This is a genomic window from Hyphomicrobium sp. (assembly GCF_036780825.1).
GTDB lineage: Bacteria > Pseudomonadota > Alphaproteobacteria > Rhizobiales > Hyphomicrobiaceae > Hyphomicrobium_C.
On record NZ_DAIQCD010000019.1, the window covers coordinates 25,817 to 51,481 of the forward strand.

Below are 25,665 nucleotides of genomic sequence, written 5' to 3' on the forward strand. Positions count from 1 at the left end.
TCACGATTTCACGTCCCGGGCACGCACGATGATCGGATCGCCGTCCTTGAGATCGCCGCCGACCACCTCAGTGAACTGGTCATCGGAGAGACCGGTGCGAATGTTGCGGCGCTCAGGCTGTCCGTTGCGGCCGAGCACCCAGATCGTCGCCGGCCGGACCGCTTCGCGCCCATCCTTCCAGCGCTGGAACGCGAGACGCTGGCTGTCCGTGAGCGTCGGGGCAAGAGCCTGCTCGATCCGTGACACCATCTTCTGGCGGAAGTTGCCGCGATCACCGCCGCGACCACCACCGCCGCCAAAGCTCGCCGCTCCGCCTTCCGCCCGCGCCTCGCTGCGCAGGTGCTCCATGGCTTCGCGCACGGCGGCGGCCTGCGCGTCGGAAAGCTCTATGTCGGCCTGAAGCCTCTCGACCATCTGGCTGCCACGCTCACCCGGGCCGCCAGAGCGGGGCGCATCCGATTGCGGAGCCAGCGTCTTGGGACGGAAGCGGAGCGCATCGTTTGAGACGCGCAGCGTTCCCTCACGCGTATCGGACACGATAAGCACGCTCGCCGTCATGCCGGGGAAGAGCTTGCGCCCCTCGTTGTCCGCTTCGATGATGACGGTATAGGTCACGACGCTATTGAGCTCGGTCGCGGCGAGGCGAACCTGCGTCACGCGCCCTTCGAACTGGCGATCAGGATAGGCATCGACTGTGAACGTGGCCGGATTTCCCTCGGAAACCGCGCCGACGTCGGCCTCGTTGACCTGCGCCTCAATGCGAATGCGCGACAGGTTCTCCGCTATCTGAAACAACTCCGGCGCCTGAAGACTCGCCGCGACGGTCTGCCCGGGATCCACCGTGCGCGAGATCACCGTGCCGTCGATGGGCGAGCGGATGTCGGCACGCTCGAGGTCGATCTTGGCCTGATCGAGAGCGGCTTTACGCTGGGCGATGGTCGCACGGGCGCTCATGACCTGCGCCTCCGCCACCGCGATGTCGGCCTTCGCCACGTCGCGGTCGCGCAGAGCCGTCTCGTAGGTGAGCTGCGGTGAGAGACGCTTTTCGGCCAGGCTTTCCTGGCGCGAGACGTTGAGCTCCGCCGCCTCCAGTATCGCCTTTGATTTCAACAGCGCCGCTTCCTGGTTATGCAGCGCGGCGTCCGCCGCCTCGAGGTCCGCCTCCGCCTGGGCCACCTTGGCAGCAAACGTCTGAGCGTCGATGGTCGCCAGGATGTCGCCGGGCTTCACCTCGCTGTTGAAATCGACACGGACGTCCTCGACCTGCCCCGAGAGCTGAGAGCCGACCTTGACCGTCACGAGGGCGCGCACCGGACCCGAGGTGGACACGATCTTTCGGATCTGGCCCTTGGTGGCGGGAACCGTCTCGTAGACCACGCTCCGGTCGCCCCCGCCTCCGGGATTGAAAAGCCAAAGGGCGAGGACCCCGGCCGCAGCGACCGGAATTGCTAGGGTAAAAAGGGAACTCAGGCGTTTTGCCATGATCTTTGTTCGCTCGGCTCTGCAGTTCTCATCATGTTCCAGTGTAATGATCGAAAAACTTCACCCGACCATGCTGTTCGGCGGCTTTGAGTGCCTTTCGAGGGGATCACACTAGCAAGTCCATATTTCCAGTGCCCTTGGTGATTTCGAAGCTCGCTCCGAAGCCTAGTTGCGGGCACCAATAGAGGCTGAGAGGCGAAAGGTGTTGCGCGCCGTGGACGCACACGCAACGTGGGCCAGCTCCCTTCGCCAAACAACGGCTCCCAGACACGGGATCGCGCGCGGGCACGATGGCACCAAGCACGACCCATGATCCAAAGACGGATCTTGAAGCCGTTTCCGTCGCTTTCGCTGGATCTGCATCCCGCTGTGGCGCGATGACGCAAAGAGCCGCGACGATGAACGGGGGATGAATACGCCATTCAGGGCGGGTTCAGCAGCGCTGAGCTAGCGTGTGCCTACCCTGAGATCCTATCTTCCCCGGCGTGATCCACGGGGGTGCATCGCTCAGGGTCGGTGCACCCCCACCCCCAACCTTTTATCCATTTTCGACATTAGCGCGCGGTCATGAATGGCCGGTGCGAAGCTTCTGCCCCCACAAAGGCTTGAACGGAACTCCCTGAGCCGGTACGCATTCAGAGTGAAATATTTTTGCGCCAACCGGAGTAATGCCGTGACCTTCAAGCTCCCCGATCTGCCCTATGCCTACGATGCGCTCGCGCCCTACATGTCCGCTGAAACGCTCGAGTACCATCACGACAAGCATCACAAGGCCTATGTCGACAATGGCAACAAGCTGATCGTCGGCTCCGGCCTCGAGGGCAAGTCCATCGAGGAAGTCTGCAAGGCCGCCTACGACGGCAAGAACCAGCCGCTCGTCAACAACATCGGCCAGCATTACAACCACATCCACTTCTGGCAGTGGATGAAAAAGGGCGGCGGGGGCAACAAGCTGCCTGGCAGCGTTCAGAAGCTCGTCGACGGATACGGCGGGTTCGATAAGATGCGCGCCGACTTCATCAATGCGGGCGTGACGCAGTTCGGCTCTGGGTGGGCGTGGCTTGCCATCCGTGACGGCAAGCTCGAAGTGACGAAAACCCTCAACGGCGAGAACCCGCTGATGCACGGCGCCCAGCCGATCCTCGGCGTCGATGTCTGGGAGCACAGCTACTACATCGACTATCGCAACGCTCGCCCGAAGTATCTCGAGGCGTGGTTCGATAACCTCGTCAACTGGGAGCACGTCGAAGAGCTGGCCGGCTGAGTTCAACGGCCCCTTTCGAGGTAAAAGGAAAAGCGCGGGCCCAAACGGCTCGCGCTTTTTTATGCCCGCTTCTGGCAGAGCGCCGGTGCCAAAGGCGGCCTGCGCCAGAGCCGTTCCGGTTTAAGTGGAAACGGCTCTAAGTTTTTTTGTTTGGTCGTGTTTCTCCCTGGAAGCACGCTATCGATCGGCGCTGCTCCAGCCGGCAGGTGCTGCAAGAAAGCTCTCTTCCTCCGGTACCTGGATTTCGACTGAAAGGCGCCGATCCGGCAAAGCGACCGGAGCCGGAACACCCTTTGCGTCGCGTAAGAGGGCTGAGACGCGGACAATGAGATCGTGCGGCCCAGCCGCGGTCGGCGTAACAAGCCATGTCCAACGCCCGAGCGTCGCCGGATCGCGCGACGCCAGCGCATGCTTTGCGGCGACGAACTGAGTGCGCTCGGACTGGCGTTCGATCTCGAAAACTTCAGGCATGCCATAGAGGCTGACGGACAGCGTCTCGAGGTTTTGCGCCGGGCCGCTGCGGCCTTGGCGCGGCGGAAAAAGCTCGGCAAGCACGTCGCGGCAGAGCGCAATCTCGACCATCGTCGGCGCGCCGAGCCACATGGCGGCGGGAATGTGGTGCAAAAGAAGACCCGCCTCGACGGCCTGTGCGAGGTCCTCTGCGGTAATGAGGCGCGCAACTGGGGCCGGCGTGGGCGCGGATGGCATCGCGGCGAGCGTAACATCCTCGTACTCGGTTTGAGGCTCGCTCTCAGGCGCACCTTCCCCGCCAGCCGGCTCCGCCGGATACTCAGTCTCAACCTCGAGTTCGATCTCGGGTTCGGGCTCGAGTTCAGCCTCGGTCTCAAGCGGCGTGCCCACCTCCGGCAAGTCCAGGAGCGGCCGCACCCGAATACCGGACCCCGGCTCAGCGACGGGCTGCAGAGCGATAGGTTGAGCCGGCTCCTCGGCCGCCTTTGGTGGCGGCGAGGACAAACGCGGAGGCGGCAGAGGGCGCATGTAACTCTGCGGCCACGGGGAAGCCTCCGCCGATGGCGCGGGCAAGACGCCGGAGCGCCGGGCGATCTCGCGCTCGGCCATCTCGCGCAGCGATGCGGCAGCCGCGCTCATGCGGGCGACGATCCGTGCAATGCCGTCGTAGTCGCGCGGTGCCGGCATGTTGAGCTTGCGGAAGGCGAGCGGCAGCCGCGCCGCGGCGACATCGGCATCCCGCACCGGAACCAGGACGTTGAGCGGCAGCGTTTCGCGGGCGATGGCGGCGAGCCCGGCGCTCTGCGCCGACGTCTCCGTCCAGAGCACGATTACCGCCTCGAACTGGCGCAAACGCGTGAGGCGGTCCGGACGCGGCGTGTCGGGCTCTCCATCGAAGGAGACAAAGTGGTCCCGCCCCATGAGCGCGGCCCCAAGGTCGCGGGCGATATGGCCATCCTTCGGAACATGACAGAGGAGGACGCGTGCCATGCTGGTTTCGTTTTTTCCTCAAGCCCCGCGCCTGAAACGCCGTTTCCGGCGAGAGACATTACACCGCCGGACGTGCCCGGTGGGCGGGCCTCAACGGCTCCGTCCGGTGATCGACTTCACAATGATGTTCTTGATCGTGGTAGCGATGGTCCGCGAAAGAGAGCGCTGGAATTCCCGGCCGATCATCTCGCCCATTCCCTGCCGCGGACGTCCCTTGCCGCCGGAGCCTGCACCGCCGCCGCCGAAGATGATGTCGGTCCAGCCGCCGCCGCTCGCACCCCCCGCCTCCTCCGCAGCCTTGTTGGCGCGCCTGGCGAGAATCTCATGGGCGCTGTCGCGATCGACAGCCTCCTCGTATTTGCCGTAGACGGGGCTGTACTCGATGACGCTCAAGCGCTCGTCGTTGGAGATGGGGCCGATGCGGCCTTCCGGCGGGCGCATCAGCGTACGCTGCACGATCGACGGCTCGCCCTTGTTCTCGAGCATGGAGACCAGCGCCTCGCCGACCTTGAGCTCGAGGATCACACGCGCCGTATCGAGCTCCGGGTTCTTGCGGAACGTCTCCGCGGCGGCGCGAACGGCGCGCTGCTCCTGCGGGGTGAAGGCGCGCAGCGCATGCTGGACGCGATTGCCGAGCTGGGCCGAGACGGCGTTCGGCACGTCGAGCGGGCTCTGCGTGATGAAGTAGACACCGACGCCCTTCGAGCGGATGAGACGCGCGATCTGCTCGATACGTTCGAGCAGCGCCTTCGGCGCCTCGTTGAACAAGAGATGCGCCTCGTCGAAAAAGAAGACGAGCTTTGGTTTCGGCAGATCACCCGCCTCGGGCAGCGTCTGCCAGAGCTTGGTCAGCATCCAAAGCAGGAACGTAGTGTAAAGGCGCGGCTTCTCCATCAGCCTGTCGGCGGCCAGGATGCTCACCACGCCACGGCCATCAGGCGCGACGCGCATGAAGTCCTGGATGTCGAGCGAGGGCTCACCGAAGAACTGATCAGCCCCCTGCTCCTCGAGCACCAGAAGGCGGCGCTGGATGGCGCCGACAGACGCCGTCGCCACGTTGCCGTACTTCTGCGCGAGCTCCTTCGAGCGTTCGGCCACATTGCTGATAATGGAGCGCAGATCCTTGAGATCGAGGACGGGGATCTGCTCGTCGGCGGCAACGCGGAAGGCGATGTTGAGCACGCCCTCCTGCACCTCGTTGAGCTCGAGCATGCGCGCCAGCAGCAGCGGGCCCATGTCCAGCACCGTGGCGCGGACGGGATGGCCTTCCTTCCCGAACACATCCCAGAAAATGGTGGGGAAGGCTTTGGCGCTCCAATCAGCCGAAAGGCCGACCTCCTCCGAGCGCTTGAGAATGAAATCCTTGGGCTCGCCGACAGCGGCGAGGCCGGACAGATCGCCTTTGATGTCGGCTGCGAAAACCGGGACGCCGGCGGCCGAGAAGCCTTCCGCCAGCACCTGCAACGACACCGTCTTGCCGGTGCCGGTGGCTCCCGTGATCAGGCCGTGGCGGTTGGCGAAGCGCAGATCCAGGTATTCAGGCTTCGTGCTCTTGCCGACAAAGATCTTTCCATCCTGAAGCACTGACTGGCTCATCGCGCTCTCCGAATTGACACCCCCCCCGGCACCCGCGGACTTGCCGCCCGGCTCAGCCACCGGACGCCCGCGGCACGCAAAACGCCGACTCGGGCCGCTCTCGACCACAAGCCCTCATTGCATGGTGCCGAGACCATTGCAAACCAGTTGCATGGCCCTCTCCCCCCATGTTGGGGAAAGTTTTTTACAGGCAGCGGACTGGCGACCGGCCGCGCGCGCCATGGCCGTCCCGCTGCCCCAGCCGCGATTTCCTCGTGCGCGGACGTGCCATCTTTCTTATAGAGCGAATTTATCGCGATGCTCGGCTGAGCGTGCGACACTCATCTGCGTAAACAGAGCTCGGAGCCCCGATGACGGCCGCCGACACACCCAAAGACGCCTCTGCAGCGCTTGCTGCGGATTTCGAGCCCGCCACGCGCGCCCAATGGATGGCGCTGGTCGAAAAGGTGCTGAAAGGGGCGGACTACGAGAAGAAGCTCGTCTCCCGGACGGCGGACGGGCTTCGCATCGAACCCATTTACGCACGCGAGACGAGCGTTGCAGAGCTGCAGGCTGCCGTGCCGGGCAAGCCCCCTTACACGCGCGGCGCCCGCGCGGTCCTCGATGGGCTCGGTTGGGAGATCCGGCAGCGCGTCGGGGCAGCAAGCCCAGGGGGGGCCAACCGCGAAATCCTCACCGAGCTCGACGGCGGCAGCAACGGCGTCGCGCTCGTGATCGAAGCACCGGGACAAGCCGGCTGCCGCATCGGGAGCGCGGAGGACATGGCGTCCGCGCTCGCCGGCATGCGCCTCGATCTCGCCCCTCTCGAGCTTCGCGCGGGCCTCGGCGCAGGGGATGCGGCGCGCCATCTCCTGGCGGCGCTTCCGAAGCTCGGCGTGCCGCCACACGCCGCCCAGGTGTTCATCGGGCTCGATCCGATCGGATCGCTCGCCCGCTGGGGCAGGCTGCCCTCGCCCCTCCAGCAAGCGTTGACCGAAACCCTTGCAATCGCGCGCGAGGCCCGCGAGGCCATGCCCTCCGCACGCACGATCAAGGTCGACGCCGCGCTCTATCATGAAGCCGGCGCCACGGAAGCGTTCGAGCTGGCGGCGCTTGGCGCCACTCTCATCGCCTATCTCCGCGCGTTCGAGGCTGCCGGTGTCTCACCGGCTGACGCGCTGGCACAGATCTCGTTCACGCTGGCTGCGGACACGGATCTTTTCGCAACCGTCGCCAAGCTGCGGGCGGCGCGCCGGCTCATCTGGCGGATCGCCGATGCGTCGGGCGCGGGAGAGGCTGCTTCGCGGCTGCATCTCTCCGCACAGGCTTCCTTCCGCATGATGGCCAGGCGCGATCCTTGGACCAACATGCTGCGCTCGACGCTTGCCTGCGCGGGCGCGGTGCTCGGGGGTGCCGACGCGATCACCGTGCTGCCGTTCACCGCCGCGATCGGCGAGCCGGACGACATCGCGCGGCGCATGGCGCGCAACATCCAGATCGTGCTGCAGGAGGAATCCTGGCTCGGCCGCGTGATCGATCCCATGGGCGGCTCCTGGTACATCGAAGCGCGGACGGACGAGACCGCCAAGGCGGCCTGGGCCCTGCTGCAGGAGATCGAGAGCCGGGGCGGCATCGCCGCCGCGCTCGAGCAGGGCTTCGTGCAGGACAGGATTGCCGCCGATGCCGCGAAGCGCGCCGGCTCCATCGCAACGGGACGGCAGGAACTCACCGGCGTCTCGGCCTTTCCGCTACTCGGCGACGATGGCGTCACAGTGAAGCCGCCGCGCGAAGCGCCGCCCGTCGCCGGCGCGGAGATGGTGCGCCCCCTCACCCCGTACCGGCTCGCCGAGCCGTTCGAGGTGCTGCGCGACGCGGCCGATGCGCATGCGGCGAAGACGGGCCATGAGCTTCGCGTTTTCCTAGCGAGCCTCGGCCCGGTCATCGAACACACCCAGCGCTCCACCTGGATCAAGAACTATCTCGCCGCCGGTGGCATCGCTGTGCTGACCTCGGACGGCTATGCCTCGCCCGAGGAAGCGGCCCGTGCGTTTCAGGCCTCCGGCGCCGCTGCCGCCTGCATCGCATCGTCGGACGCGCTCTATGCGGAGCACGCCGAGGCGACGGCCAAAGCCCTCAAGCAAGCGGACGCAAAACTCGTCCTGATGGCAGGCCGCCCGGGCGAGCGGGAAGCGGCGCTCAAGGCTGCCGGGGTCGACCAGTTCCTCTATGCCGGCGCCGACGCAATCGCGATCCTCGCGGGACTTCAGGAGAGACTTGGAATTTCGTAAGCTTCGGCGCTGCCGATATCGGAACGATCAGGCTCCAGGAACGGCTCAAGGCATGACCAGCATTCCGGATTTCACCACGATCGACCTCGATGACGCCCGCAAGGCGAGCGCCACGGCGCACGAGGCGGCACCCCCCCGAGCCGAGGAAACGTTCACGACCGCGGAAGGCATTCCCGTCAAGCCGATCTATACCGCAGCGGATACCGCGGGCCTCGACTTCCTCGACACCTGGCCCGGCATTGCGCCTTATCTGCGCGGCCCCTATCCGACGATGTACGTCACGCAGCCGTGGACCATCCGGCAATATGCGGGCTTCTCGACGGCAGAAGACTCCAATGCGTTCTACCGGCGCAACATCGCCGCCGGCCAGAAAGGCCTCTCGGTCGCCTTCGACCTCGCCACGCACCGCGGCTACGATTCCGACCATCCGCGCGTCACGGGCGATGTCGGCATGGCGGGCGTCGCCATCGATTCCATCTACGACATGCGCACGTTGTTCGCCGGCATCCCGCTCGAGCAGATGACCGTCTCCATGACCATGAACGGCGCCGTGCTGCCGGTGCTGGCGCTCTTCATCGTCGCCGGCGAGGAGCAGGGCGTGCCGGCCGCCAAGCTCGCAGGCACTATCCAGAACGACATCCTCAAAGAGTTCATGGTGCGCAACACCTACATCTATCCGCCCGAAGCCTCGATGCGGATCGTGTCGGACATCTTCGCCTACACCTCGGCCAAGATGCCGAAGTTCAACTCGATCTCGATCTCCGGCTATCACATGCAAGAAGCCGGCGCGACGGCAGACCTCGAGCTCGGCTACACCATCGCCGACGGCATCGAATACGCACGCGCGGGCGTGGCCGCAGGCCTCGACATCGACACCTTCGCGCCGCGCCTCTCGTTCTTCTGGGCGATCGGCATGAACTACTTCATGGAGATCGCCAAGATGCGGGCCGCGCGGCTCCTCTGGGCTAAGCTCATCAAGCGCGAGTTCGCGCCCAAGGATGCGCGCTCCCTCTCGCTTCGCACCCACTGCCAGACGTCAGGCTGGAGCCTCACCGCACAGGACATCTTCAACAACGCGACGCGCACCTGCATCGAGGCCATGGCAGCAACGCAGGGGCACACGCAGAGTCTCCATACGAACGGCATCGACGAGGCCATCGCGCTGCCGACCGACTTCTCGGCCCGCATCGCGCGCAACACGCAGCTCGTGCTGCAACAGGAGAGCGGCACGACGCGGCCGATCGACCCCTGGGGCGGCAGCCACTTCATCGAGCGGCTGACCTACGAGCTCGCCATCAAGGCAAAGGCGCACATCGGCGAGGTGGAGAAGCTCGGCGGCATGGCCAAGGCCATCGCGGCGGGCATTCCGAAGATCCGCATCGAGGAGGCGGCGGCCCGCACGCAGGCGCGCATCGACAGCGGCCGGCAGACCATCGTCGGCATCAACAAGCTACAGGCGAAGGACGACCTCCCGATCAACTTCCTCAAGGTCGACAACGCCGCTGTGCGCGAGCGTCAGATCGCCAAGCTCGAGCGGCTGCGGGCCGAGCGCGACGAGGCCGAAACACAGGCGGCGCTCGCGGCATTGACCGAGGGCGCCAAGGGCCACGCCAACCTGCTCGATCTCTGCGTGAAGGCGGCGCGCGCCAAGGCGACCGTCGGCGAAATGTCGGAGGCGATGGAGCGTGTGTTTACACGGCACCGCGCCGAGATCCGCGCGATCTCGGGCGTCTACAGATCGGAGGCTGGCGCCATGAGCGACGAGGTGGGCACGGTCATCCAGATGGCGGCCGCGTTCGAGAAGGTGGACGGCCGCCGCCCACGCATCCTGATCGCCAAGATGGGCCAGGACGGACACGACCGCGGGCAGAAGGTGATCGCCTCGGCATTTGCCGATCTCGGCTTCGACGTCGACATCGGCCCGCTGTTCGCGACCCCCGACGAGGCGGCACGGCAGGCGGTCGAGAACGACGTGCATGTGATCGGCGTCTCGACCATGACGGCCGGCCATCTCACTTTGGTGCCCGAACTCAAGCGCGCACTCGCGAAGGACGGGCGAGAAGACATCATGGTGGTTGTCGGCGGCGTAATCCCGCCGCATGACTACGAGGCGCTCTACGCAGCCGGCGCGGAAGCCATCTTCGGCCCTGGAACAAACATCCCGAAAGCGGCGGGCGATCTGATCAACAAGCTCAACGATAAGTATGGATACGCGAGATCGGCGGCGGAGTAGCTTCTATGTGCACAGGACGAGATCAAGTGCCTCCGTTTGGGGATGCATAGAGAGTTCCTTAATCTGGGTCGCAATTCGCACAGCCTCAAGGAGGCGAGCCTTTTGCTCGCGCCTTCCTAGGCTGATCAGCCTGAGGAACGGCGGGAAATTTTCAAACTCTCTCTTAATTGACATCTTTTCCGGGTACAGAGCTTCAATCCAACTATACAGAGCTTGAGCTTCGACAGGCATTTTTCTAGTCAGTCGATTGTAGTCATGCCATGCAATAAAGAGCAGAAAATCGTTCTGTTGATCTGAGAACGCATTCAATAATTCATCATCATTTCGCTCGGGAGCATGATGCTTGAATGCACGGCAGTATTGATTAGCTAACCTGCGAATGTCAGTGATTGGCCGATCTGCGTTGGCAGCAATCTGCCCCATAATAGAAGCTTGAGCGGATACAGCACACAACCTCTCTAGGATCTCTCTGGACGCGCAGGCAAGCGTGTGCACAGAGATTGGATCAAGATCGTTCACGAATAGATACGTGGCGACTCCGAGCTGCCGTCGCGCTACTTCAATTTTGAGCATAGCAAGCCTCGCAGGGCTAGGATTCGAAAGGAGATCACGCTTTTATGAAAGCCATCAAGATCGCGAGACCCGGCGGGCTCGACAAGCTTCTCGTAACGGATATCGACGATCCGGGCGCGCCGGGGCCGGGCGAGGTTCGTGTGCGGCTGCATGCCAGCTCGCTCAACTATCACGACTATGCCGTCGCCATCGGCGCCATTCCCACCGCCAACGGGCGCATCCCGATGTCGGACGGCGCGGGCGTCGTCGAAGCGGTTGGCGAGGGCGTCACCGAGTTCGCGGCCGGCGATCATGTGGTCTCGTGCTTTTTTCCCTATTGGCAGGAGGGGGAAGCCCCGCACGGCAACTTCTCTCATGTGCCGGGCGATGGGCTCGACGGATATGCGCGCGAGGCGATCGTCGTGCCGACCGATTGGTTCACGCATGCGCCGAAAGGCTGGAGCCATTTGGAAGCCGCGACGCTTCCCTGCGCGGCGCTGACGGCGTGGCGCGCGCTCGTCGTCGAGGGGCAGCTCAAGGCCGGTGACAGCGTGCTGATCCTCGGCACCGGCGGCGTCGCGATCTTCGCGCTGCAGTTCGCCAAGGCGATGGGCGCGACCGCGATCGTCACCTCGTCGTCGGACGCCAAGCTCGAGCGGGCTCGCGCGATGGGCGCGGACTTCACCGTCAACTACAAGACCGATCCCGAGTGGGGTAGCACCGTGCGCGAGTGGACGGGCAAGCGCGGGGTGGACCATGTGCTCGAGATCGGAGGCCCGGGAACGCTCGCGCAATCGATCACAGCGGTGCGCATCGGCGGGCACATCTCGATGATCGGCATCCTGACCGGCACCAAGGGCGAGGTGCCGACGATGCTGCTGATGGCCAAGCAGATCAAGCTCAAGGGCATCATCGTCGGCAGCCGCGCGCATCAGCGCGACATGATCCGCGGCCTCGAAGCGACGGGCATCCGTCCCGTAGTTGACAAGACATTTCCGCTCGCGGATCTGGCGGACGCGTTCCGCTACGAGGAAGAGGCCGCCCACTTCGGCAAGATCTGCGTCGAGATCTGAAGCGGACCGCTGCGCGGCCTGAGGGACATGAAGGCATCACCGCCCGGGCTGGCGGCTATCGAGAACAAAAACGCCGCGAGGCTCAAGCTTCGCGGCGTTCTTTTTTCGTGCGGAGGAGAAGCGCGGCTGACGTCTCACTCCTCCTTCTTGCGGGGCACGCTCGGGACGGCGCCGCCGGAGCGCGAGGCGCGCTCCTTCTTCTCCTTCGGCCCCGGAAGAGCCTTGCGCGGCGGCGTCGCGTCGACAAGCACCGGCTCCGCGCCCTCCTCGTCGTCGTCATCCTCTTCACGGACGCGCTTCTTCGAGGGATCGGCGGGAACGATCTCGAAGGTTAGCTTGCTGTCCTCGCCCTTGCCCTGGACGAGCACCTTCACGGTGCCGCCGTGCTCGAGCTTGCCGAACAGAAGCTCGTCGGCGAGCGGCTTCTTGATGTGCTCCTGGATGATGCGGGCCAGCGGACGGGCACCGAACTTCTCGTCGTAGCCCTTCTCGCCAATCCACTTCTGCGCGCCTTCCGAAAGCTCGATCATCACGCCACGATCGGCGAGCTGAGCCTCGAGCTGGAACACGAACTTCTCGACCACCCTCCCGATGATCTCCGGCGAAAGCCCCTGGAAGGGAATGACCGCGTCGAGACGGTTGCGGAACTCCGGCGTGAACAAGCGGTTCACGGCTTCGGTATCCTCGCCCTCCCGCTTCTCGCGGTTGAAGCCGATCGGCGGACGCGCCATGTCGGCCGCCCCGGCGTTCGTCGTCATGATCAGGATGACGTTACGGAAGTCCACCTGCTTGCCGTTGTGATCGGTCAGCTTGCCGTGGTCCATCACCTGCAACAGGATGTTGAATAGGTCCGGGTGCGCCTTCTCGATCTCGTCCAGCAGAAGCACGGAATGCGGATGCTGGTCGATGCCATCGGTCAGAAGCCCACCCTGGTCGAAGCCGACATAGCCCGGAGGCGCGCCGATCAGACGCGAGACCGTGTGCTTCTCCATGTACTCCGACATGTCGAAGCGCAGGAGCTCGACGCCCATCTGCGCCGCAAGCTGCTTTGCCACCTCGGTCTTGCCGACACCGGTCGGGCCCGAGAACAGATAGCAGCCGATGGGCTTCTCAGGCTCGCGAAGCCCGGCCCGCGCAAGCTTGATGGCGGCGGACAGCGCCTCGATGGCCTTGTCCTGTCCGAACACGAGCCGCTTCATGTCCTTCTCGAGGTTCGAGAGCACCTCGGCGTCGGACTTGGTGACCGTCTTCGGCGGGATGCGCGCCATGGTGGCGACGGTGGCCTCCACCTCCTTCACCGTAATCTTCTTCTTGCGCTTGCTCTCCGGGAGCAGCATCTGCGAGGCGCCCGTCTCGTCGATGACGTCGATCGCCTTGTCGGGCAGCTTGCGGTCATGGATGTACTTCGCCGACAGCTCCACCGCCGCCTTGATGGCGTCGCCCGTGTACTTGAGCTTGTGGAACTCCTCGAAGTAGGGCTTGAGGCCCTTGAGGATGGCGATTGAGTCCTCGACCGTCGGCTCCTTGACGTCGATCTTCTGGAAACGGCGCACGAGGGCGCGGTCCTTCTCGAAATGCTGCCGGTACTCCTTGTAAGTCGTGGAGCCGATGCAGCGCACGGTCCCCGACTGCAGCGCGGGCTTGAGAAGGTTGGACGCATCCATCGCGCCGCCGGACGTGGCGCCAGCGCCGATTACGGTGTGGATCTCGTCGATGAACAGGATCGCACCGGGATAGTTCTCGATCTCCTTCATCACCGCCTTGAGGCGCTCCTCGAAGTCGCCGCGATAGCGGGTGCCGGCGAGCAGCGCGCCCATGTCGAGCGCGAAGATGGTGGCGTGCTTCAGAACCTCGGGCACCTCGCCGCGCAGGATCTTGCGCGCCAGGCCCTCGGCGATCGCCGTCTTGCCGACGCCCGGATCACCGACGAACAGCGGATTGTTCTTCTGGCGCCGGCACAGCACCTGGATGGTGCGCAGCACCTCCTGCTCCCGCCCGATGAGCGGATCGATGCGGCCTTCCCGCGCCTTCTTGTTGAGATTGACGCAGTAGGTATTGAGTGCGTCCTGACCGGGCTTCTTGTCGTCGCCAGCTTCGCTCGCCTGCTCGTCGTCCACGCCGCGTACTCCTCTCGGCTCCGACATGCCAGCACGCTTGGCGATGCCGTGGCTGATGTACTGAACCGCATCGAAGCGCGTCATCTCCTGCTCCTGCAGGAAGAACGCGGCATGGCTCTCGCGCTCGGCAAAGATGGCGACCAGCACGTTGGCGCCGGTCACCTCCTCGCGGCCCGAGGACTGCACATGTACGACGGCACGATGGATCACGCGCTGGAAGCCCGTGGTCGGCTGCGCCTCGGCGGTGCCCTTGTGCACGAGCGCGCCGAGCTCGGTATCGAGATACTCCCCGACACGCGCGCGAAGCTGGTCGAGATCCACGTTGCAGGCGCGCATGACCGCCGCCGCATCCCGATCGTCGATCAGGGCTGCGAGCAGATGCTCCAACGTTGCAAATTCGTGACTGCGCTCGTTGGCGAACTCGAGCGCACGGTGCAGAGAGGATTCAAGGCTCTTCGAGAAGGATGGCACGATCGACCTACTCTTTCTCCATGGTGCATTGCAGAGGATGGCCATGCTGGCGCGAGAAGTCCATAACTTGTGTCACCTTCGTTTCGGCGACTTCGTAGGTGAACACCCCGCAGATGCCGACACCTTTGTGGTGCACGTGCAGCATGATCCGTGTCGCCTCCTCCCGCCCCTTGCTGAAATATTTCTCCAGCACGAGGACGACGAACTCCATGGGGGTGTAGTCGTCGTTGAGGAGCAGCACTTTGTAGAGTGACGGCTTCTTCGTCTTCGGGCGTGTCTTCGTTACGAGGCCGGTTTTGCCCTCGTCCCCGCCCCGATCGTTGCCGGCACCGTTCTTGCCCGCCATTGTCAGTCCCAGTGTCATCGTATCCGTTATCGTTCTTATCCCCCGTCGCCCAAAGAAGGTCGGGGCGTGTGGCTCATGTTCGCGCAGGTAGCTTGCGCCAGCAATGCCCTCCTTGAGTTTCTCTGGGCCCAACAATCGCAGATCATCAAAGCAATCGGGCGAAAAGAAAGTGGGATGGCGCGCCAAATAAAAAAGGCCCGGGGCGTGCGCCGCCGGACCTTTCGCATCGGACCTCGCACTTGAGGCCGCGCCAAAGAGGCATGCTCACCTGCCCTGGAAGGCATTCTCCACCGGCTTATACGCATCCTGCGCGAGCGCGGTGCACATGCTGCCGATCTTGGTGACCTGGTGGAGATAGTCCTCATACGCGCGCTTGGCGAAATTGGATTGTATCTCGAACGCCTGCTCCAGCGACTTCGCAGCCGCGAGCTTCTCGAATGTGGCCGTGCCGTCCTCGAACGCACGCTTGGAATAGTCCGACATCTCAGCCGCGATGGCCTGCCATCCCTTGTTCCAATCACCAAAGAATTTCAATGCGGTGCCGAGATTATTCTGGCCGAGCTTCTGGAAGTCCTGGAAATTGTCGATCATGGGATTGTCTGCCTGCTGCTGCGATGGGGACCATAGTCGGCGACGCATGCCTTGGCCTTAATTTAGACGCACTGCATCATGGCTTCAAGCATCCTGTTGCGGCGCAGCAATGAGCGCCTGAAGACAATTGCCGCGTCGTTAACCAAATCGAAGCGTCCCAGTCGGTAGCCTCGCCGATACCGCCGCGGGCGGGTGCTGTCCCAATTATTGGGCGCAAAGGCCGCAAAGTGGCCGTGAAGCGTAGGCATGCAGAACCGGATCAGATAGGTTCGAGGCTGCAGCGGGAGGGGGGCTCTCGCCTGAGGCCTGTTCGGTTCAAGCCGCGTCGCGGAACGGCTTTGGGTTTGATTGATCGTGCTTTTTTCTGGAAGCAGCCCGTGATGCCGTGCTCCAGGCCGGAAAACCGGGTTCCGCAGCACGCTAGAGCACGAGAGAGGGGATCTTTGGCGATCGCCGTCATACGATCGATGGTTCTGGCGTTTGCGGCGTGCGCAGTTGCGGTGACGGCGCATCCCCAGGCCGCGCTCGCCCAGCAGGCCAAGTCCAAACAGAAACAAGCGGCGGCGCCCAAGCAGGCAGCCTTCGTGATCGACGCCAACACGGGCAAAGCCCTTCACGCCCAGGCCGCGGACGAGCCCCGCTTCCCCGCGTCGCTCACCAAGATGATGACCCTCTACATGGTGTTCGGCGAGATCGAGCGGGGGCGGCTGACGTTTCAGAGCCGCATCCGCTTCAGCGTGCGGGCGACCGGCGTGGCGCCGTCGAAGCTCGGGCTCAAGGTCGGAGAGGAGATCACGGTTCTCAATGCCGTCAAGGCGCTCGTCGTGAAGTCGGCCAACGATGTGGCCGTGGCCGTGGCCGAGCACATCGGCGGAACCGAGCACCAGTTCGCGCGCATGATGACGGAGCGCGCCCGCCAGATCGGCATGAAGTCAACGACGTTCCGCAACGCTTCGGGATTGCCGGAGCCCTCCCAGCATTCCACCGCGCGCGACATGGTGACCCTGGCGCTCCGGCTGCAAGACGACTTCCCGCAGCACTACCATTTATTCTCGACGGTCTCGTTCGCGCACGGCGGCAAGACCTACCGCACGCACAACACGCTGATGCTCGCCTTCCCGGGCATGGACGGCATCAAGACGGGCTATACGCGCGCCTCGGGGTTCAATCTCGTCTCATCCGTGCGTGCGGGCGGAAAACATGTCGTCGGCGCCGTGTTCGGCGGCAAGACCGCGGCGACGCGCAACGCGCACATGCGCTCGCTGCTGTTTGCGGCCCTGGAGAAGGCCTCGACGACGCGGACACGACAGGGCGGACCGATGCTCGTCGCGGAGGCGCGGGCGGCCTCTCCGCCGCGTGCGCAGGCCCGCATCGACGCCACGTGGGCGTCCGCAACGCAGACGCCGTCGCGCCCGGAAAAGGTCCAGGCTGCTGCGAGACCCGCGGCGCAGGCCCCCTCGCCGATATCGGCACCCATCCCCGTTCCGGTGCGCAGCGCAAAAAAGCAGCTGGAGCCCGCCCCCAGACACGACGCCATCGCCGCCGTCCTGGCGGAAGGTGATGAGTCGCCTGCGGAAAGCGACGAAGCCTGGCCGCCGTCTCCCGCCGTCACTGCGCCCCGTCTCGATCTCGAAGGCCTGCGCCAGGCGATATCGGAAAACGGCGATGCTCACCCGCACCCTGGAGCGGCCCTCACGGGCTCGCTCGGAACGCCGGGCGCTGGCACGCAGTCCGAACAATTTGGCCGCATGCGCGAGACCATCGTCGAAGGCACCCCGGGGCCTGCCACGCGTGTGCGCGCGCCCTCGACGCTCAACCAGCAGGCGACGGCACTCGCCGCCCTTGCGGAGCCGTCCGAGCCGCAGCCTCGCGCAGCTCCCCCGCCCCACGCGGCGACGCAAGTCGCGGCTCTCGCGCCGGCGGCGCATACGGGCCCAGGCTATGAGGTGCAGATCGGTGCCTATCGGTCCGCCGACGAGGCTCAGGCTCGGCTCGAAACCGTCCGCGCCCGCGCCGCCAGCCTGCTCGAAGGCCACCAGGGCGTTACGCTTGCCGTGGAGAGAAACAACGGCCGTCTCTTCCGCGCGCGCTTCGTCGGTTTCGACGAGCGAGCTGCCTCGAACACGTGCCTCGAACTGCGCCGCATTGCCGTCGACTGCTTCGTCATGCGGGCGGACTAAACAGGGTCATCCGCGTCGGCGCACGGAATTGCGATCCGTTTTTTGATCACCGCTCAGGCGTGCCCGGCATCGCTCACGAGATGAGACGGATCGACGCCGATCTTCGCAAGCGCGCGCGCGTATTTGCCCTCGAGATCATCATCGAACAGGAGGTTCAGGTCAGGCGGGCAGTGCAGCCAGCCATTGGCCTGGATCTCGCTCTCGAGCTGCCCCGCCGACCAGCCCGCATAGCCAAGCGCCAACATGGCGTGCATCGGCCCCTCGCCCGAGGCCATGGCCTTCAGGATGTCGATCGAGGCCGTGAGGCTGACGTCGGCGTCTATCGGGAGCGTCGCATCATCGGAATGATAGTCGGAGCTGTGAAGCACAAAGCCGCGTCCGGTTTCGACGGGGCCGCCGACGTGCACCTGCCGCTCCAGAATGTCGTTCGGAATGCCGTCCTCGGCACCTTGCGTAACGATCCCAAGACGCTCCAGAAGATCGGGAAAGTTGATGTGGTCGGCACGGTGATTGATGATCAGACCCATGGCGCCATCATCCGAATGGGCGCACATGTAGATTACGGAACGGGCGAACCGCCGGTCGGTCATCAAGGGCATGGCAACGAGAAGCTGGCCCTTGAGATTGGCTTCGGAGCGCTTTCGCTTCAGTCTCGTCGTATTCATGAGGAGAGACTAGCTCCCGTGAGGGTCCTCTGTGAAGCTTGGAAATGCGAGAGGCATCGGTGCATTGCGCTCAATCCGTTCGTGTCGCGATGTAAAAAAGCTGCGCGATGTATGCTAAGTGAATGGACACGCCCGGCAAGCCTGGAGAGTTCCCACCCTTCATGATCAGATCCGAACTCCACCTCGCACACATCGTTTCCACACTCATATTCGCTCTGATGGCGGTCGCTTCAAGCGGGGCCCTTCCCCTAACGGCGGCCGCCGCTGCAGGCGCCACGCCGTGGGCCGAGGGACCGAAGGGCAAAGTGCGCTTGTTGACCGGTCGCGTTCCGGACCAGGACGGGGCGATCCATGCCTTCGTCCAGATCGCCCTCGAGCCGGGATGGAAAACGTACTGGCGAACGCCGGGCGATGCCGGCGGCCTGCCGCCATCGTTCGACTGGTCGAAATCGTCAAACCTCGCTGCCGCCGATGTGGCCTTCCCGGCGCCACGCCGTTTCACTGACAGGTCGGGCAACACGATCGGCTATGAGAACGGCGTCGTGCTTCCCATTGCCCTCAGGCCGCAAGAGGCGGGGCAGCCGATCTCGCTCGTCGTCGGAATGCATTACGGCATCTGCAAGGACATCTGCATTCCCGGCGAAGCGGAGCTGGCTCTGGAGGTACCGGCAGCTGGCGCCACGGATGCGGCACCAGCAGACGCGCTCGAGGCGCTCAAACACGTTCCAAGGCCGCAGGACAAGCTGCGTCCGGGAGATCCGGTGCTTGTTCAGGCACAGGCGATCCTGAGCGAGCCCGCGCCGAAGATCCTGATCGAAGCGCGGTTTACAAAAGACGACGCCATCTCGGCCGATGCGTTCCTCGAGGCGCCTGATGGAATTTTCCTGCCGCTTCCCAAGCGCCTGAACCGGGCCAGCAGCGATGGATTGGTCGTGTTCGAAGCGCCCCTCGGCGAGGATGTGGATGTCGCCCAACTCCGGGGCAAAACCGTCACGGTGACGCTGGTCGGGCGATCCGGTGCCTCCGTCGCAACGTTCGGAGTGCCTTGAAGCGCATGCGCTCGGCCGCCGCCGTTCAAAACGGCTGGGGCAGCCGGCCAGGACACACGCAACCTTTCACACCCAAGCATGGAGACGAATGACGATGACCATCAAAGTCGGCGACAGGATACCCGAGGGAACATTCATGACCATGGGCGAGAACGGTCTCGAGACGGTCTCATCCAGCGACGTGTTCAAGGGCAAGACGGTCGTGCTGTTCGGCGTGCCGGGCGCGTTCACTCCCACCTGCAGCGAACAGCACCTTCCCGGGTTCGTCGCGCAAGCGGACGCGATCAAGGGCAAGGGCGTCGCCACCATCGCCTGCACCTCCGTCAACGACCCGTTCGTTCTTCGCGCCTGGGCCAAGGCGAGCGGCGCCGACGACTGCATCACCATGCTGGCCGACGATAAAGCCGACTTCGCAAGGGCGATCGGAGTTGACGTGGATCTGTCCGCAGCCGGCCTGGGTACTCGTTCGCACCGCTACGCCATGATCGTCGATGATGGGGTTATCAAGTATTTCGCAATTGAAGACAGTACTGCAGCTCACGAAAAAGCCACGGCAGAGAAGCTACTTGCGTCCTTCTGAGATAATTTAACGGTTTTATACTTGGACTCTACTTACAAACCGCGGCGGCGCCTTCGGCTCCACCGCGGTGGTCATATTGACGCGCCCGCCTTCCCTTTCCTTGTTTATGCCAACTGCCCATGCGACTGCGCCGCTGTTCAGTAAGCAAGTTAGGGGATCCAAGACATGAGAAAGACCGTTCTCGCCGCCGCGGCGACGCTGCTGGCGTGCGCCGGTGTGACGTCTGCGGATGCGCGTCCCGCTCGCGACGAAAGCTGGAATCCATTCGTGCAGCAGTCCTCGTCCGTTTCGAGCGAGAGCCGCGCCACACATTCCCAGGCGAAGCGTCAACGCTCCGCCTCCCGCCAGCGCGGCCAGCACATGCGCTACGCCGCCCGCCATCAGAAAGCCCGGCACGCCTCGCACAGCACGGGCCGCCACAACGCAGGCCCGCGTCCGCGCGCCTGGTGCGGCTGGTGGATGCGCACGCAGCGCGGCGGCGGCGCACACCTGAACGTCGCCTGGAACTGGAGCAAGTGGGGCCGTCCGAGCGGGCCGCAGGTGGGCGCGGTCGTCGTCTGGCGCCACCATGTGGGCGAGATCGTCGGCAAGGCGCCGAACGGACAGTGGCTGGTTCGCTCCGGAAACGACGGCGGCGCCGTGCGCACACGCGCGCGCTCCGTGGCCGGGGCCGTCTTCCGCGTCGGCTGATCGGTTCGGTTTAGAGCCGTTCCGGCTTAAGTGGACTCGGGGAACGGCTCTAAGATTATGTTCTTCGTGCTTCTTTCCGGAAAACCGGTTCCCACTTTTCGGAAGCACTCTGGCCTTCCAGTTTACGGAAGCATTCTGGCTTCAAAGGGCCGCCGGCCATAAACCGGCGGTCCTTTGCTATCATCCGCGCTGCACGCTTTTCAGCCCGTCATGGTCGCTTCGGCTTGAACGCGGCCATGCCCTCACGGGCCAGCTCGTCCGCGCGCTCGTTCTCGGGATGTCCGGCGTGGCCCTTGACCCAATGCCAGCGCACCTGATGGCGGGCGAGCGCCGTCTCGAGCCGCTGCCAGAGCTCCGCGTTCTTGACCGGCTTCTTGTCCGCCGTGCGCCATCCATTGCGCTTCCAGCCATGGATCCAAGATGAGATGCCGTTCCGCACGTAGCTACTGTCCGTATAAAGGTCCGCATCCACGCCGACCTTCAGCGCCTCCAGAGCCGAGATCGCCGCCATCAGCTCCATACGGTTGTTGGTCGTCAGGGTCTCGCCGCCCTTGATCTCTTTGCGGTGGCCATTCCAGATCAGGATGGCGCCCCAGCCACCCGGGCCGGGATTTCCCGAGCAGGCGCCGTCGGTATAGATCTCGACCGATTTCGCGTCGCCGCTCACGAGGATGCCTCCACGCCATAGTCAGCCGCGACCTCGACCTCCTGATGGAACCGCAGGCGGCGGATGTAAGGTTTCGGGTCGTGCGGTCTCACCAGCGCATTGCGGTCCGTATGCAGCCAGTCATAAGCGCGCGTGAGCAGAAAGCGCAGTGCCGCCCCGCGCGCCAGCACGGGAAACGCCGCCTGCTCGGCCTCCGTCAGCGGACGCAAAGTCTGATAGCCGGACAGCAGTGCGCGGGCTTTCGCGGCGCTGAACGAAACGTCCGGCTCGAAGCACCAGGCATTGAGGCAGATCGCAAGATCGTAGGCCCAGGCGTCGTTGCAGGCGAAATAGAAATCGATAAGGCCGGAAAGTTTGTCGCCGATGAAGAAAACGTTGTCGGGGAAGAGGTCAGCGTGGATGACGCCCGACGGAAGATCCTTCGGCCAAGCCCGGTCCAGGAAGGCGAGCTCATGGGCGATCAGCGTGCCGAGGCCTGGCGCGATCTCATCCGCCCGCGAGGCAAAACGCTCATAGAGATCGTGCCAGCCCTCGAGGCCGAGCGCGTTGGGCCGCTCGAGTGCGAAGCCGTCGCCCGCCAGATGCAGCTCAGCGAGCGCCCGCCCGACCGCCTGGCAATGGCTTTCGCGCGGGTGGCGCGGCCAGACGCCTTCGAGAAATGTGACGACGGCCGCGCTGCGCCCCGCGATCGCGGTCAGCACGTCGCCGGCACGATTACGCACCGGTTGCGGGCACGAGATGCCGCGCGCATGGAGATGCTCGAGCAGGCCGAGAAAGAACGGCAGGTCCGCCGCATCCACGCGGCGCTCGTAGAGCGTGAGGATATAGGCGCCCTTGGTGGTGTGCACCATGAAGTTGGTGTTCTCCACTCCCTCGGCAATGCCTTTGTAGGACAGTAGCTCGCCAAGTCCGTAGTCGGCGATCAATGCCGCAAGCTCGTCGTCCGTCACTTCCGTGTAAACGGCCATGGATGTCGTTCTTCTTTTGGGATGGCTTGATATCTAAGGAAGAGGCAGGGGCTTCTCAGGCTGCCGGCTCGCGCAGCTCACGCGGGACGTTGAAGGCAATGCGCTCGCTCGCTGTCGTCACCTGCTCGATGGTCACCTCGAAACGGTCCCGCAGCGCCGCAATCACCTCGTCGACGAGCGTCTCCGGAGCCGAGGCGCCGGCTGTGATCCCAACTCCGGACAGACCGTCCAGCTCCTCCCAGGGAATGTCGCTCGCGCGCTGAATGAGAATCGCCTTCGGGCAGCCGGCGCGTTGGGCCACTTCGACGAGACGCAGCGAGTTCGAGGAGTTCGGCGCGCCCACCACCAGCGTCAGACACACCTTGCCGGCGATGGCCTTGACGGCTGCCTGGCGGTTCGTGGTGGCGTAGCAGATATCCTCCTTATGCGGTCCGACGATGGCCGGGAACCGCTCACGGAGGATGGCCACGATCTCGGCCGTATCGTCGACCGAAAGCGTCGTCTGCGTCACGTAGGCGAGCCGGTTGGGATCCTCGGCCTCGAAAGCCCAGGCATCGGCCGCCGACTGGATGAGCGTCACGGCGCCCTCCGGCAGCTGGCCGGTGGTGCCCTCCACCTCCGGATGGCCGGCGTGCCCGATCAGCACGATCTTGCAGCCTTCAGCGTAATGGCGTGCCGCTTCCATGTGGACCTTGAAGACCAGCGGGCACGTGGCGTCGATCGCAAAGAGGTTACGGGACTTGGCCGCCGCCGGCACGGACTTGGGCACTCCGTGTGCCGAAAAGATCACAGGCTGGTCCGTGTCCGGAATCTCGCTCAACTCCTCCACAAAAACGGCACCTTTGGCCTTCAGAGACTCGACCACGTATCTGTTATGAACGATCTCGTGGCGCACGTAGACGGGGGCCCCGAACTTGGCGAGCGCCAATTCTACGATCTGTATGGCGCGGTCGACGCCAGCGCAGAAACCGCGCGGGGCGGCGAGAAGCACATTCAGGGCCGGACGCCTCGATGCATTCATCTCGGAACTCTCGGCTCGGGGTGACGGCATCGCAGCAGTGTCCTCAAGTGGTGCGGCATCCATGATGTTTATCAGCACGGCGGGCCGCTTTGTGCTTCGATACAGGGGTGATAGAGCTTGAATCGATCGTTCGGGCATCATAGCGGCGCGACAGGCCGGGGGCACGCCCTCCGCGGCCAGCGCGACGATCGGACAAGGTACGGGGATTATGCGGATCGGAGCGGGATGACGCAATCCGTCATGAAGAGCCGCGCGCGGGGGCTCGGCGCGGCGACCGCCATTCTGGCGGCGCTCACGCTTAATGGATGCGGCATGGGCTCGATCACGTCGGGCCTTGGCACCAGCGTGCTCGGGGGCGGCTCATCGAGCGAATCGACGAGCGTCAGCGAGCAAGACCTGATCGCGGCGGCGAAGGCGGGAGGAGATGCGACGCCGTCCTTCTCAGGCGCGGATTCGCAGCCAGGCTGCCCGCGCTTCGTCACCTGGCCGCGCGACAGCTACATCACCATCTATGAGCCGGGCCGTGTGGGCGACGGTTTGGCCATCATGCATCGCGGCGAGATCACCAAGACGGCGCGCGAGTGCCATGTGAACGGCTCGCAAGTGACCGTCAAATACGGCTTCTCGGGGCGTATCCTGCTCGGGCCGCGCGGCAACTCGGGGCCGATCTCGCTCCCGATCAACGTCTTCGTCACCGATGCCAAGCGCGAGCGCATCACGACCGACAACCTGCGAGTCGACGCGTCCGTCGCGGTGGAGAACCCGATCGGCTACTTCTCTGCCGTGCGCGAGGTGACGTTCAGCGTGCCGGAAGGCTCCCGCCCCGGTGAATTCGAGGTCTACGTCGGCTTCGACCGGAACACCCCGAACGCAGGTTAAAATCACACAGGCCGGTCTGATACGGCGAGAAGGCTTTTACGAGCCCACCCGGCCCCAGCTCATGCAACCGGCAACACCGCCCGCTGCTCGCAGCGGCACCTGCATGTGATCCACGCCATAAAAAAAGCCGGGCGCTACCGCCCGGCTCGAAATTCTCGGATATCGGCAATCAGTTCAACTTGCCCTTGAGATCGCGGATCGCGGAATCGACGAGCGATGCGCCGCTCTCGCCCGCAAGCTTCGACTTCAGGATGCTCTCGGACGCCTTCGCAGCGAGGTCGACGGCCGCGGCACGGACGTCAGCAAGAGCCTGAGCCTCGGCGCGGGCGATCTTCTCTTCCGCAGCCTTGGTGCGCCGCTGAACCTGCTCGTCAAGTGCGGCGCGGGTCTCGCTGGCAAGGTTTCCAGCTTCGCGCTTGGCCGCCTCGATGATCGACTTGGCTTCGCCCTCGGCTTCCCGCGTCTTGCGCTGGTAGTCCGCAAGAAGCTGCTGGGCCTCCTCGCGCAGGCGGCGCGCCTCGTCCAGCTCGGTACGGATGGACGTGGCGCGCTTGTCGAGCGCCTTGCCGACGAGCCCTGGAACGCCCTTCCAGACAAGGAGGCCGCAGAACAGCAAAAATGAAACCAGAACCCAGAAATCAGGCTGCGCAGGATCGAACATGATGCCTCACTTCTTCGCGCCGGATGCTGCCAGCGCACTGTCCACTTCGTCTTTCGATACCGCGACGTTGGAAAGCGCACCGACGATGGCCGTCACCGTTTCGCCAGCGATGTCCTTCACGCCGGCAAGGGCCTTGGCCTTGGTGGCGCCGATAGCGGCCTCGGCGTCGGCAAGCTTCTTCGTCAGCTGATCCTCAACCGCCTTGCGCTCGCGCTCGACCTCGGCGTTGAGCGTATCGCGTGTCTCGCTGGCGATGGAGGAGGCGTTGGCGCGCGCATCCGCAAGCGCCTTCTCGTACGCCTGCAAAGCCGTCTCCGTCTCGCTCTTGAGACGCTCGGCTGCGGCGAGATCGCGCCGGATACGGTCCTGGCGCTCCTCGATCACCTCGCCGATGCGCGGCAGGGCGATTTTGGCCATGATCCAGTAAAGCAGCACGAAGGTGAGCGCGAGCCAGAAGAGCTGCGGCGCGAAGTCGGGCGAATGAAGCTGCGGAAGGCCGCCGTTCTGCGCCCCCGCATCGAAGGCCTCCGCCACGTCTTCACGGATTTCGATCGCAGCCGCGACGAGCGCGGTCATCGCTGCAGGCATGGGTCACTCCAGGATGAAACGACGACGGGCCAACGGGCCGGCGCTATGCCGACCCCTGGCCTGCCGCCTTCGATGGAAATCAGCCGAAGAGGATGATCAGCGCGATGAGAAGACCGAAGAGGCCGGTCGCCTCGGCAAGAGCAAAGCCGATCAGCAGGTTCGTGAACTGCCCAGGAGCAGCCGACGGATTGCGCAGGGCGCCCGACAGATAGTTGCCGAAGATGTTGCCGATGCCGATGCCGGCGCCGATGAGCGCGAAGCAGG

The 25,665-nt window shown here is 64.5% G+C and carries 23 protein-coding genes; 9 read left to right on the top strand and 14 right to left on the bottom strand.

Annotation, left to right across the window (positions count from 1 at the left end; all coding sequences use genetic code 11):
* Complete coding sequence (locus V7P99_RS09570; protein WP_333794584.1) at positions 1–1,482, bottom strand: efflux RND transporter periplasmic adaptor subunit; 1,482 nt, start codon at positions 1,480–1,482, stop codon at positions 1–3.
* Between the two features lie 673 nt (positions 1,483–2,155).
* On the opposite strand from V7P99_RS09570, the gene V7P99_RS09575 reads away from it, so the two are divergent.
* Positions 2,156–2,746 (top strand): superoxide dismutase, encoded by a 591-nt coding sequence (locus V7P99_RS09575; protein WP_333794585.1) that lies wholly within the window; start codon positions 2,156–2,158, stop codon positions 2,744–2,746.
* A 177-nt stretch (positions 2,747–2,923) separates the two neighbouring features.
* Here V7P99_RS09575 and V7P99_RS09580 read toward each other — a convergent pair whose 3' ends face one another.
* Both V7P99_RS09580 and V7P99_RS09585 read right to left on the bottom strand, forming a co-directional pair.
* The gene (locus V7P99_RS09580; RefSeq protein ID WP_333794586.1) at positions 2,924–4,207 is read right to left on the bottom strand and encodes a hypothetical protein; all 1,284 of its coding nucleotides are present in this window, start codon (positions 4,205–4,207) and stop codon (positions 2,924–2,926) included.
* A 90-nt stretch (positions 4,208–4,297) separates the two neighbouring features.
* Positions 4,298–5,803, bottom strand: coding sequence for a helicase HerA-like domain-containing protein (locus V7P99_RS09585; protein ID WP_333794587.1), 1,506 nt, complete (start codon positions 5,801–5,803; stop codon positions 4,298–4,300).
* A 350-nt stretch (positions 5,804–6,153) separates the two neighbouring features.
* On the opposite strand from V7P99_RS09585, the gene V7P99_RS09590 reads away from it, so the two are divergent.
* Positions 6,154–8,070: a methylmalonyl-CoA mutase family protein gene (locus V7P99_RS09590; protein ID WP_333794588.1), complete on the top strand. Its 1,917-nt coding sequence runs from the start codon at positions 6,154–6,156 to the stop codon at positions 8,068–8,070.
* 52 nt (positions 8,071–8,122) lie between these two features.
* A complete protein-coding gene (gene scpA / locus V7P99_RS09595; RefSeq protein WP_333794589.1) occupies positions 8,123–10,303 on the top strand; it encodes a methylmalonyl-CoA mutase in 2,181 nt (726 codons plus the stop codon).
* Between the two features lie 3 nt (positions 10,304–10,306).
* On the opposite strand, the gene V7P99_RS09600 is transcribed toward scpA, so the two are convergent.
* On the bottom strand, positions 10,307–10,876 hold the full coding sequence (locus V7P99_RS09600) for a hypothetical protein (RefSeq protein WP_333794590.1): 570 nt from the start codon (positions 10,874–10,876) through the stop codon (positions 10,307–10,309).
* Between the two features lie 44 nt (positions 10,877–10,920).
* Between V7P99_RS09600 and V7P99_RS09605 the strand changes: the two genes are divergently transcribed.
* Complete coding sequence (locus tag V7P99_RS09605) at positions 10,921–11,928, top strand: zinc-dependent alcohol dehydrogenase family protein (protein WP_333794591.1); 1,008 nt, start codon at positions 10,921–10,923, stop codon at positions 11,926–11,928.
* A gap of 134 nt (positions 11,929–12,062) precedes the next feature.
* Here the strand turns inward: V7P99_RS09605 and clpA are convergent, their stop codons facing one another.
* The 3 genes from clpA to V7P99_RS09620 all read right to left on the bottom strand — a co-directional run bounded on the left by clpA (position 12,063) and on the right by V7P99_RS09620 (position 15,453).
* On the bottom strand, positions 12,063–14,516 hold the full coding sequence (gene clpA, locus V7P99_RS09610) for an ATP-dependent Clp protease ATP-binding subunit ClpA (protein ID WP_333794592.1): 2,454 nt from the start codon (positions 14,514–14,516) through the stop codon (positions 12,063–12,065).
* Between the two features lie 7 nt (positions 14,517–14,523).
* The gene (gene clpS / locus V7P99_RS09615) at positions 14,524–14,862 is read right to left on the bottom strand and encodes an ATP-dependent Clp protease adapter ClpS (protein WP_333794607.1); all 339 of its coding nucleotides are present in this window, start codon (positions 14,860–14,862) and stop codon (positions 14,524–14,526) included.
* 264 nt (positions 14,863–15,126) lie between these two features.
* Positions 15,127–15,453 carry a phasin family protein gene (locus V7P99_RS09620; protein ID WP_333794593.1) on the bottom strand — a complete coding sequence of 109 codons (327 nt, stop codon included), beginning with the start codon at positions 15,451–15,453 and terminating at the stop codon, positions 15,127–15,129.
* 443 nt (positions 15,454–15,896) lie between these two features.
* Between V7P99_RS09620 and V7P99_RS09625 the strand changes: the two genes are divergently transcribed.
* The gene (locus tag V7P99_RS09625) at positions 15,897–17,633 is read left to right on the top strand and encodes a serine hydrolase (protein ID WP_333794594.1); all 1,737 of its coding nucleotides are present in this window, start codon (positions 15,897–15,899) and stop codon (positions 17,631–17,633) included.
* Positions 17,634–17,686: 53 nt separating this feature from the next.
* Here V7P99_RS09625 and V7P99_RS09630 read toward each other — a convergent pair whose 3' ends face one another.
* A complete protein-coding gene (locus V7P99_RS09630; protein WP_333794595.1) occupies positions 17,687–18,298 on the bottom strand; it encodes a YqgE/AlgH family protein in 612 nt (203 codons plus the stop codon).
* Between the two features lie 161 nt (positions 18,299–18,459).
* Between V7P99_RS09630 and V7P99_RS09635 the strand changes: the two genes are divergently transcribed.
* From V7P99_RS09635 to V7P99_RS09645, 3 genes are all read left to right on the top strand, one after another.
* A complete protein-coding gene (locus V7P99_RS09635) occupies positions 18,460–19,347 on the top strand; it encodes a protein-disulfide reductase DsbD domain-containing protein (RefSeq protein WP_333794596.1) in 888 nt (295 codons plus the stop codon).
* A gap of 88 nt (positions 19,348–19,435) precedes the next feature.
* On the top strand, positions 19,436–19,927 hold the full coding sequence (locus V7P99_RS09640) for a peroxiredoxin (RefSeq protein WP_333794597.1): 492 nt from the start codon (positions 19,436–19,438) through the stop codon (positions 19,925–19,927).
* 165 nt (positions 19,928–20,092) lie between these two features.
* Entirely contained in the window at positions 20,093–20,617 is a 525-nt protein-coding gene (locus V7P99_RS09645) for a hypothetical protein (RefSeq protein WP_333794598.1), read from the top strand.
* Between the two features lie 208 nt (positions 20,618–20,825).
* On the opposite strand, the gene rnhA is transcribed toward V7P99_RS09645, so the two are convergent.
* The 3 genes from rnhA to ispH are packed head-to-tail and all read right to left on the bottom strand — an operon-like array spanning position 20,826 to position 23,273.
* Positions 20,826–21,284 (bottom strand): ribonuclease HI, encoded by a 459-nt coding sequence (gene rnhA / locus V7P99_RS09650; protein WP_333794599.1) that lies wholly within the window; start codon positions 21,282–21,284, stop codon positions 20,826–20,828.
* On the bottom strand, positions 21,281–22,252 hold the full coding sequence (locus V7P99_RS09655; RefSeq protein ID WP_333794600.1) for a homoserine kinase: 972 nt from the start codon (positions 22,250–22,252) through the stop codon (positions 21,281–21,283). The genes rnhA and V7P99_RS09655 overlap by 4 nt, the downstream gene beginning before the upstream one ends.
* A gap of 55 nt (positions 22,253–22,307) precedes the next feature.
* Positions 22,308–23,273, bottom strand: coding sequence for a 4-hydroxy-3-methylbut-2-enyl diphosphate reductase (ispH, locus tag V7P99_RS09660; RefSeq protein ID WP_333794601.1), 966 nt, complete (start codon positions 23,271–23,273; stop codon positions 22,308–22,310).
* Positions 23,274–23,498: 225 nt separating this feature from the next.
* Here ispH and V7P99_RS09665 point away from each other — a divergent pair, with 225 nt between their 5' ends.
* The gene (locus V7P99_RS09665) at positions 23,499–24,152 is read left to right on the top strand and encodes a hypothetical protein (protein ID WP_333794602.1); all 654 of its coding nucleotides are present in this window, start codon (positions 23,499–23,501) and stop codon (positions 24,150–24,152) included.
* A 169-nt stretch (positions 24,153–24,321) separates the two neighbouring features.
* Here the strand turns inward: V7P99_RS09665 and V7P99_RS09670 are convergent, their stop codons facing one another.
* The 3 genes from V7P99_RS09670 to V7P99_RS09680 all read right to left on the bottom strand — a co-directional run.
* Positions 24,322–24,813, bottom strand: a complete 492-nt coding sequence (locus V7P99_RS09670; RefSeq protein WP_333794603.1) for a F0F1 ATP synthase subunit B family protein — start codon at positions 24,811–24,813, stop codon at positions 24,322–24,324.
* Positions 24,814–24,819: 6 nt separating this feature from the next.
* Positions 24,820–25,401, bottom strand: a complete 582-nt coding sequence (locus V7P99_RS09675) for a F0F1 ATP synthase subunit B family protein (protein ID WP_333794604.1) — start codon at positions 25,399–25,401, stop codon at positions 24,820–24,822.
* Positions 25,402–25,480: 79 nt separating this feature from the next.
* On the bottom strand, positions 25,481–25,665 hold a 185-nt coding region (locus V7P99_RS09680; protein WP_442909892.1), incomplete at its 5' end, for a F0F1 ATP synthase subunit C.

What these genes read in the sequence shown, in the direction of transcription:
- V7P99_RS09645 (WP_333794598.1), top strand. Translation starts at nt 20,093, where the DNA reads ATGAGAAAGACCGTTCTCGCCGCCGCGGCGACGCTGCTGGCGTGCGCC.
- V7P99_RS09585 (WP_333794587.1), bottom strand. Translation starts at nt 5,803, where the DNA reads ATGAGCCAGTCAGTGCTTCAGGATGGAAAGATCTTTGTCGGCAAGAGC.
- V7P99_RS09665 (WP_333794602.1), top strand. Translation starts at nt 23,499, where the DNA reads ATGACGCAATCCGTCATGAAGAGCCGCGCGCGGGGGCTCGGCGCGGCG.
- V7P99_RS09630 (WP_333794595.1), bottom strand. Translation starts at nt 18,298, where the DNA reads ATGAATACGACGAGACTGAAGCGAAAGCGCTCCGAAGCCAATCTCAAG.
- V7P99_RS09570 (WP_333794584.1), bottom strand. Translation starts at nt 1,482, where the DNA reads ATGGCAAAACGCCTGAGTTCCCTTTTTACCCTAGCAATTCCGGTCGCT.
- V7P99_RS09590 (WP_333794588.1), top strand. Translation starts at nt 6,154, where the DNA reads ATGACGGCCGCCGACACACCCAAAGACGCCTCTGCAGCGCTTGCTGCG.
- clpS (WP_333794607.1), bottom strand. Translation starts at nt 14,862, where the DNA reads ATGGCGGGCAAGAACGGTGCCGGCAACGATCGGGGCGGGGACGAGGGC.
- V7P99_RS09620 (WP_333794593.1), bottom strand. Translation starts at nt 15,453, where the DNA reads ATGATCGACAATTTCCAGGACTTCCAGAAGCTCGGCCAGAATAATCTC.
- V7P99_RS09655 (WP_333794600.1), bottom strand. Translation starts at nt 22,252, where the DNA reads ATGGCCGTTTACACGGAAGTGACGGACGACGAGCTTGCGGCATTGATC.
- V7P99_RS09600 (WP_333794590.1), bottom strand. Translation starts at nt 10,876, where the DNA reads ATGCTCAAAATTGAAGTAGCGCGACGGCAGCTCGGAGTCGCCACGTAT.
- V7P99_RS09635 (WP_333794596.1), top strand. Translation starts at nt 18,460, where the DNA reads ATGATCAGATCCGAACTCCACCTCGCACACATCGTTTCCACACTCATA.
- V7P99_RS09640 (WP_333794597.1), top strand. Translation starts at nt 19,436, where the DNA reads ATGACGATGACCATCAAAGTCGGCGACAGGATACCCGAGGGAACATTC.
- V7P99_RS09580 (WP_333794586.1), bottom strand. Translation starts at nt 4,207, where the DNA reads ATGGCACGCGTCCTCCTCTGTCATGTTCCGAAGGATGGCCATATCGCC.
- V7P99_RS09675 (WP_333794604.1), bottom strand. Translation starts at nt 25,401, where the DNA reads ATGCCTGCAGCGATGACCGCGCTCGTCGCGGCTGCGATCGAAATCCGT.
- scpA (WP_333794589.1), top strand. Translation starts at nt 8,123, where the DNA reads ATGACCAGCATTCCGGATTTCACCACGATCGACCTCGATGACGCCCGC.
- V7P99_RS09670 (WP_333794603.1), bottom strand. Translation starts at nt 24,813, where the DNA reads ATGTTCGATCCTGCGCAGCCTGATTTCTGGGTTCTGGTTTCATTTTTG.
- V7P99_RS09605 (WP_333794591.1), top strand. Translation starts at nt 10,921, where the DNA reads ATGAAAGCCATCAAGATCGCGAGACCCGGCGGGCTCGACAAGCTTCTC.
- ispH (WP_333794601.1), bottom strand. Translation starts at nt 23,273, where the DNA reads ATGAATGCATCGAGGCGTCCGGCCCTGAATGTGCTTCTCGCCGCCCCG.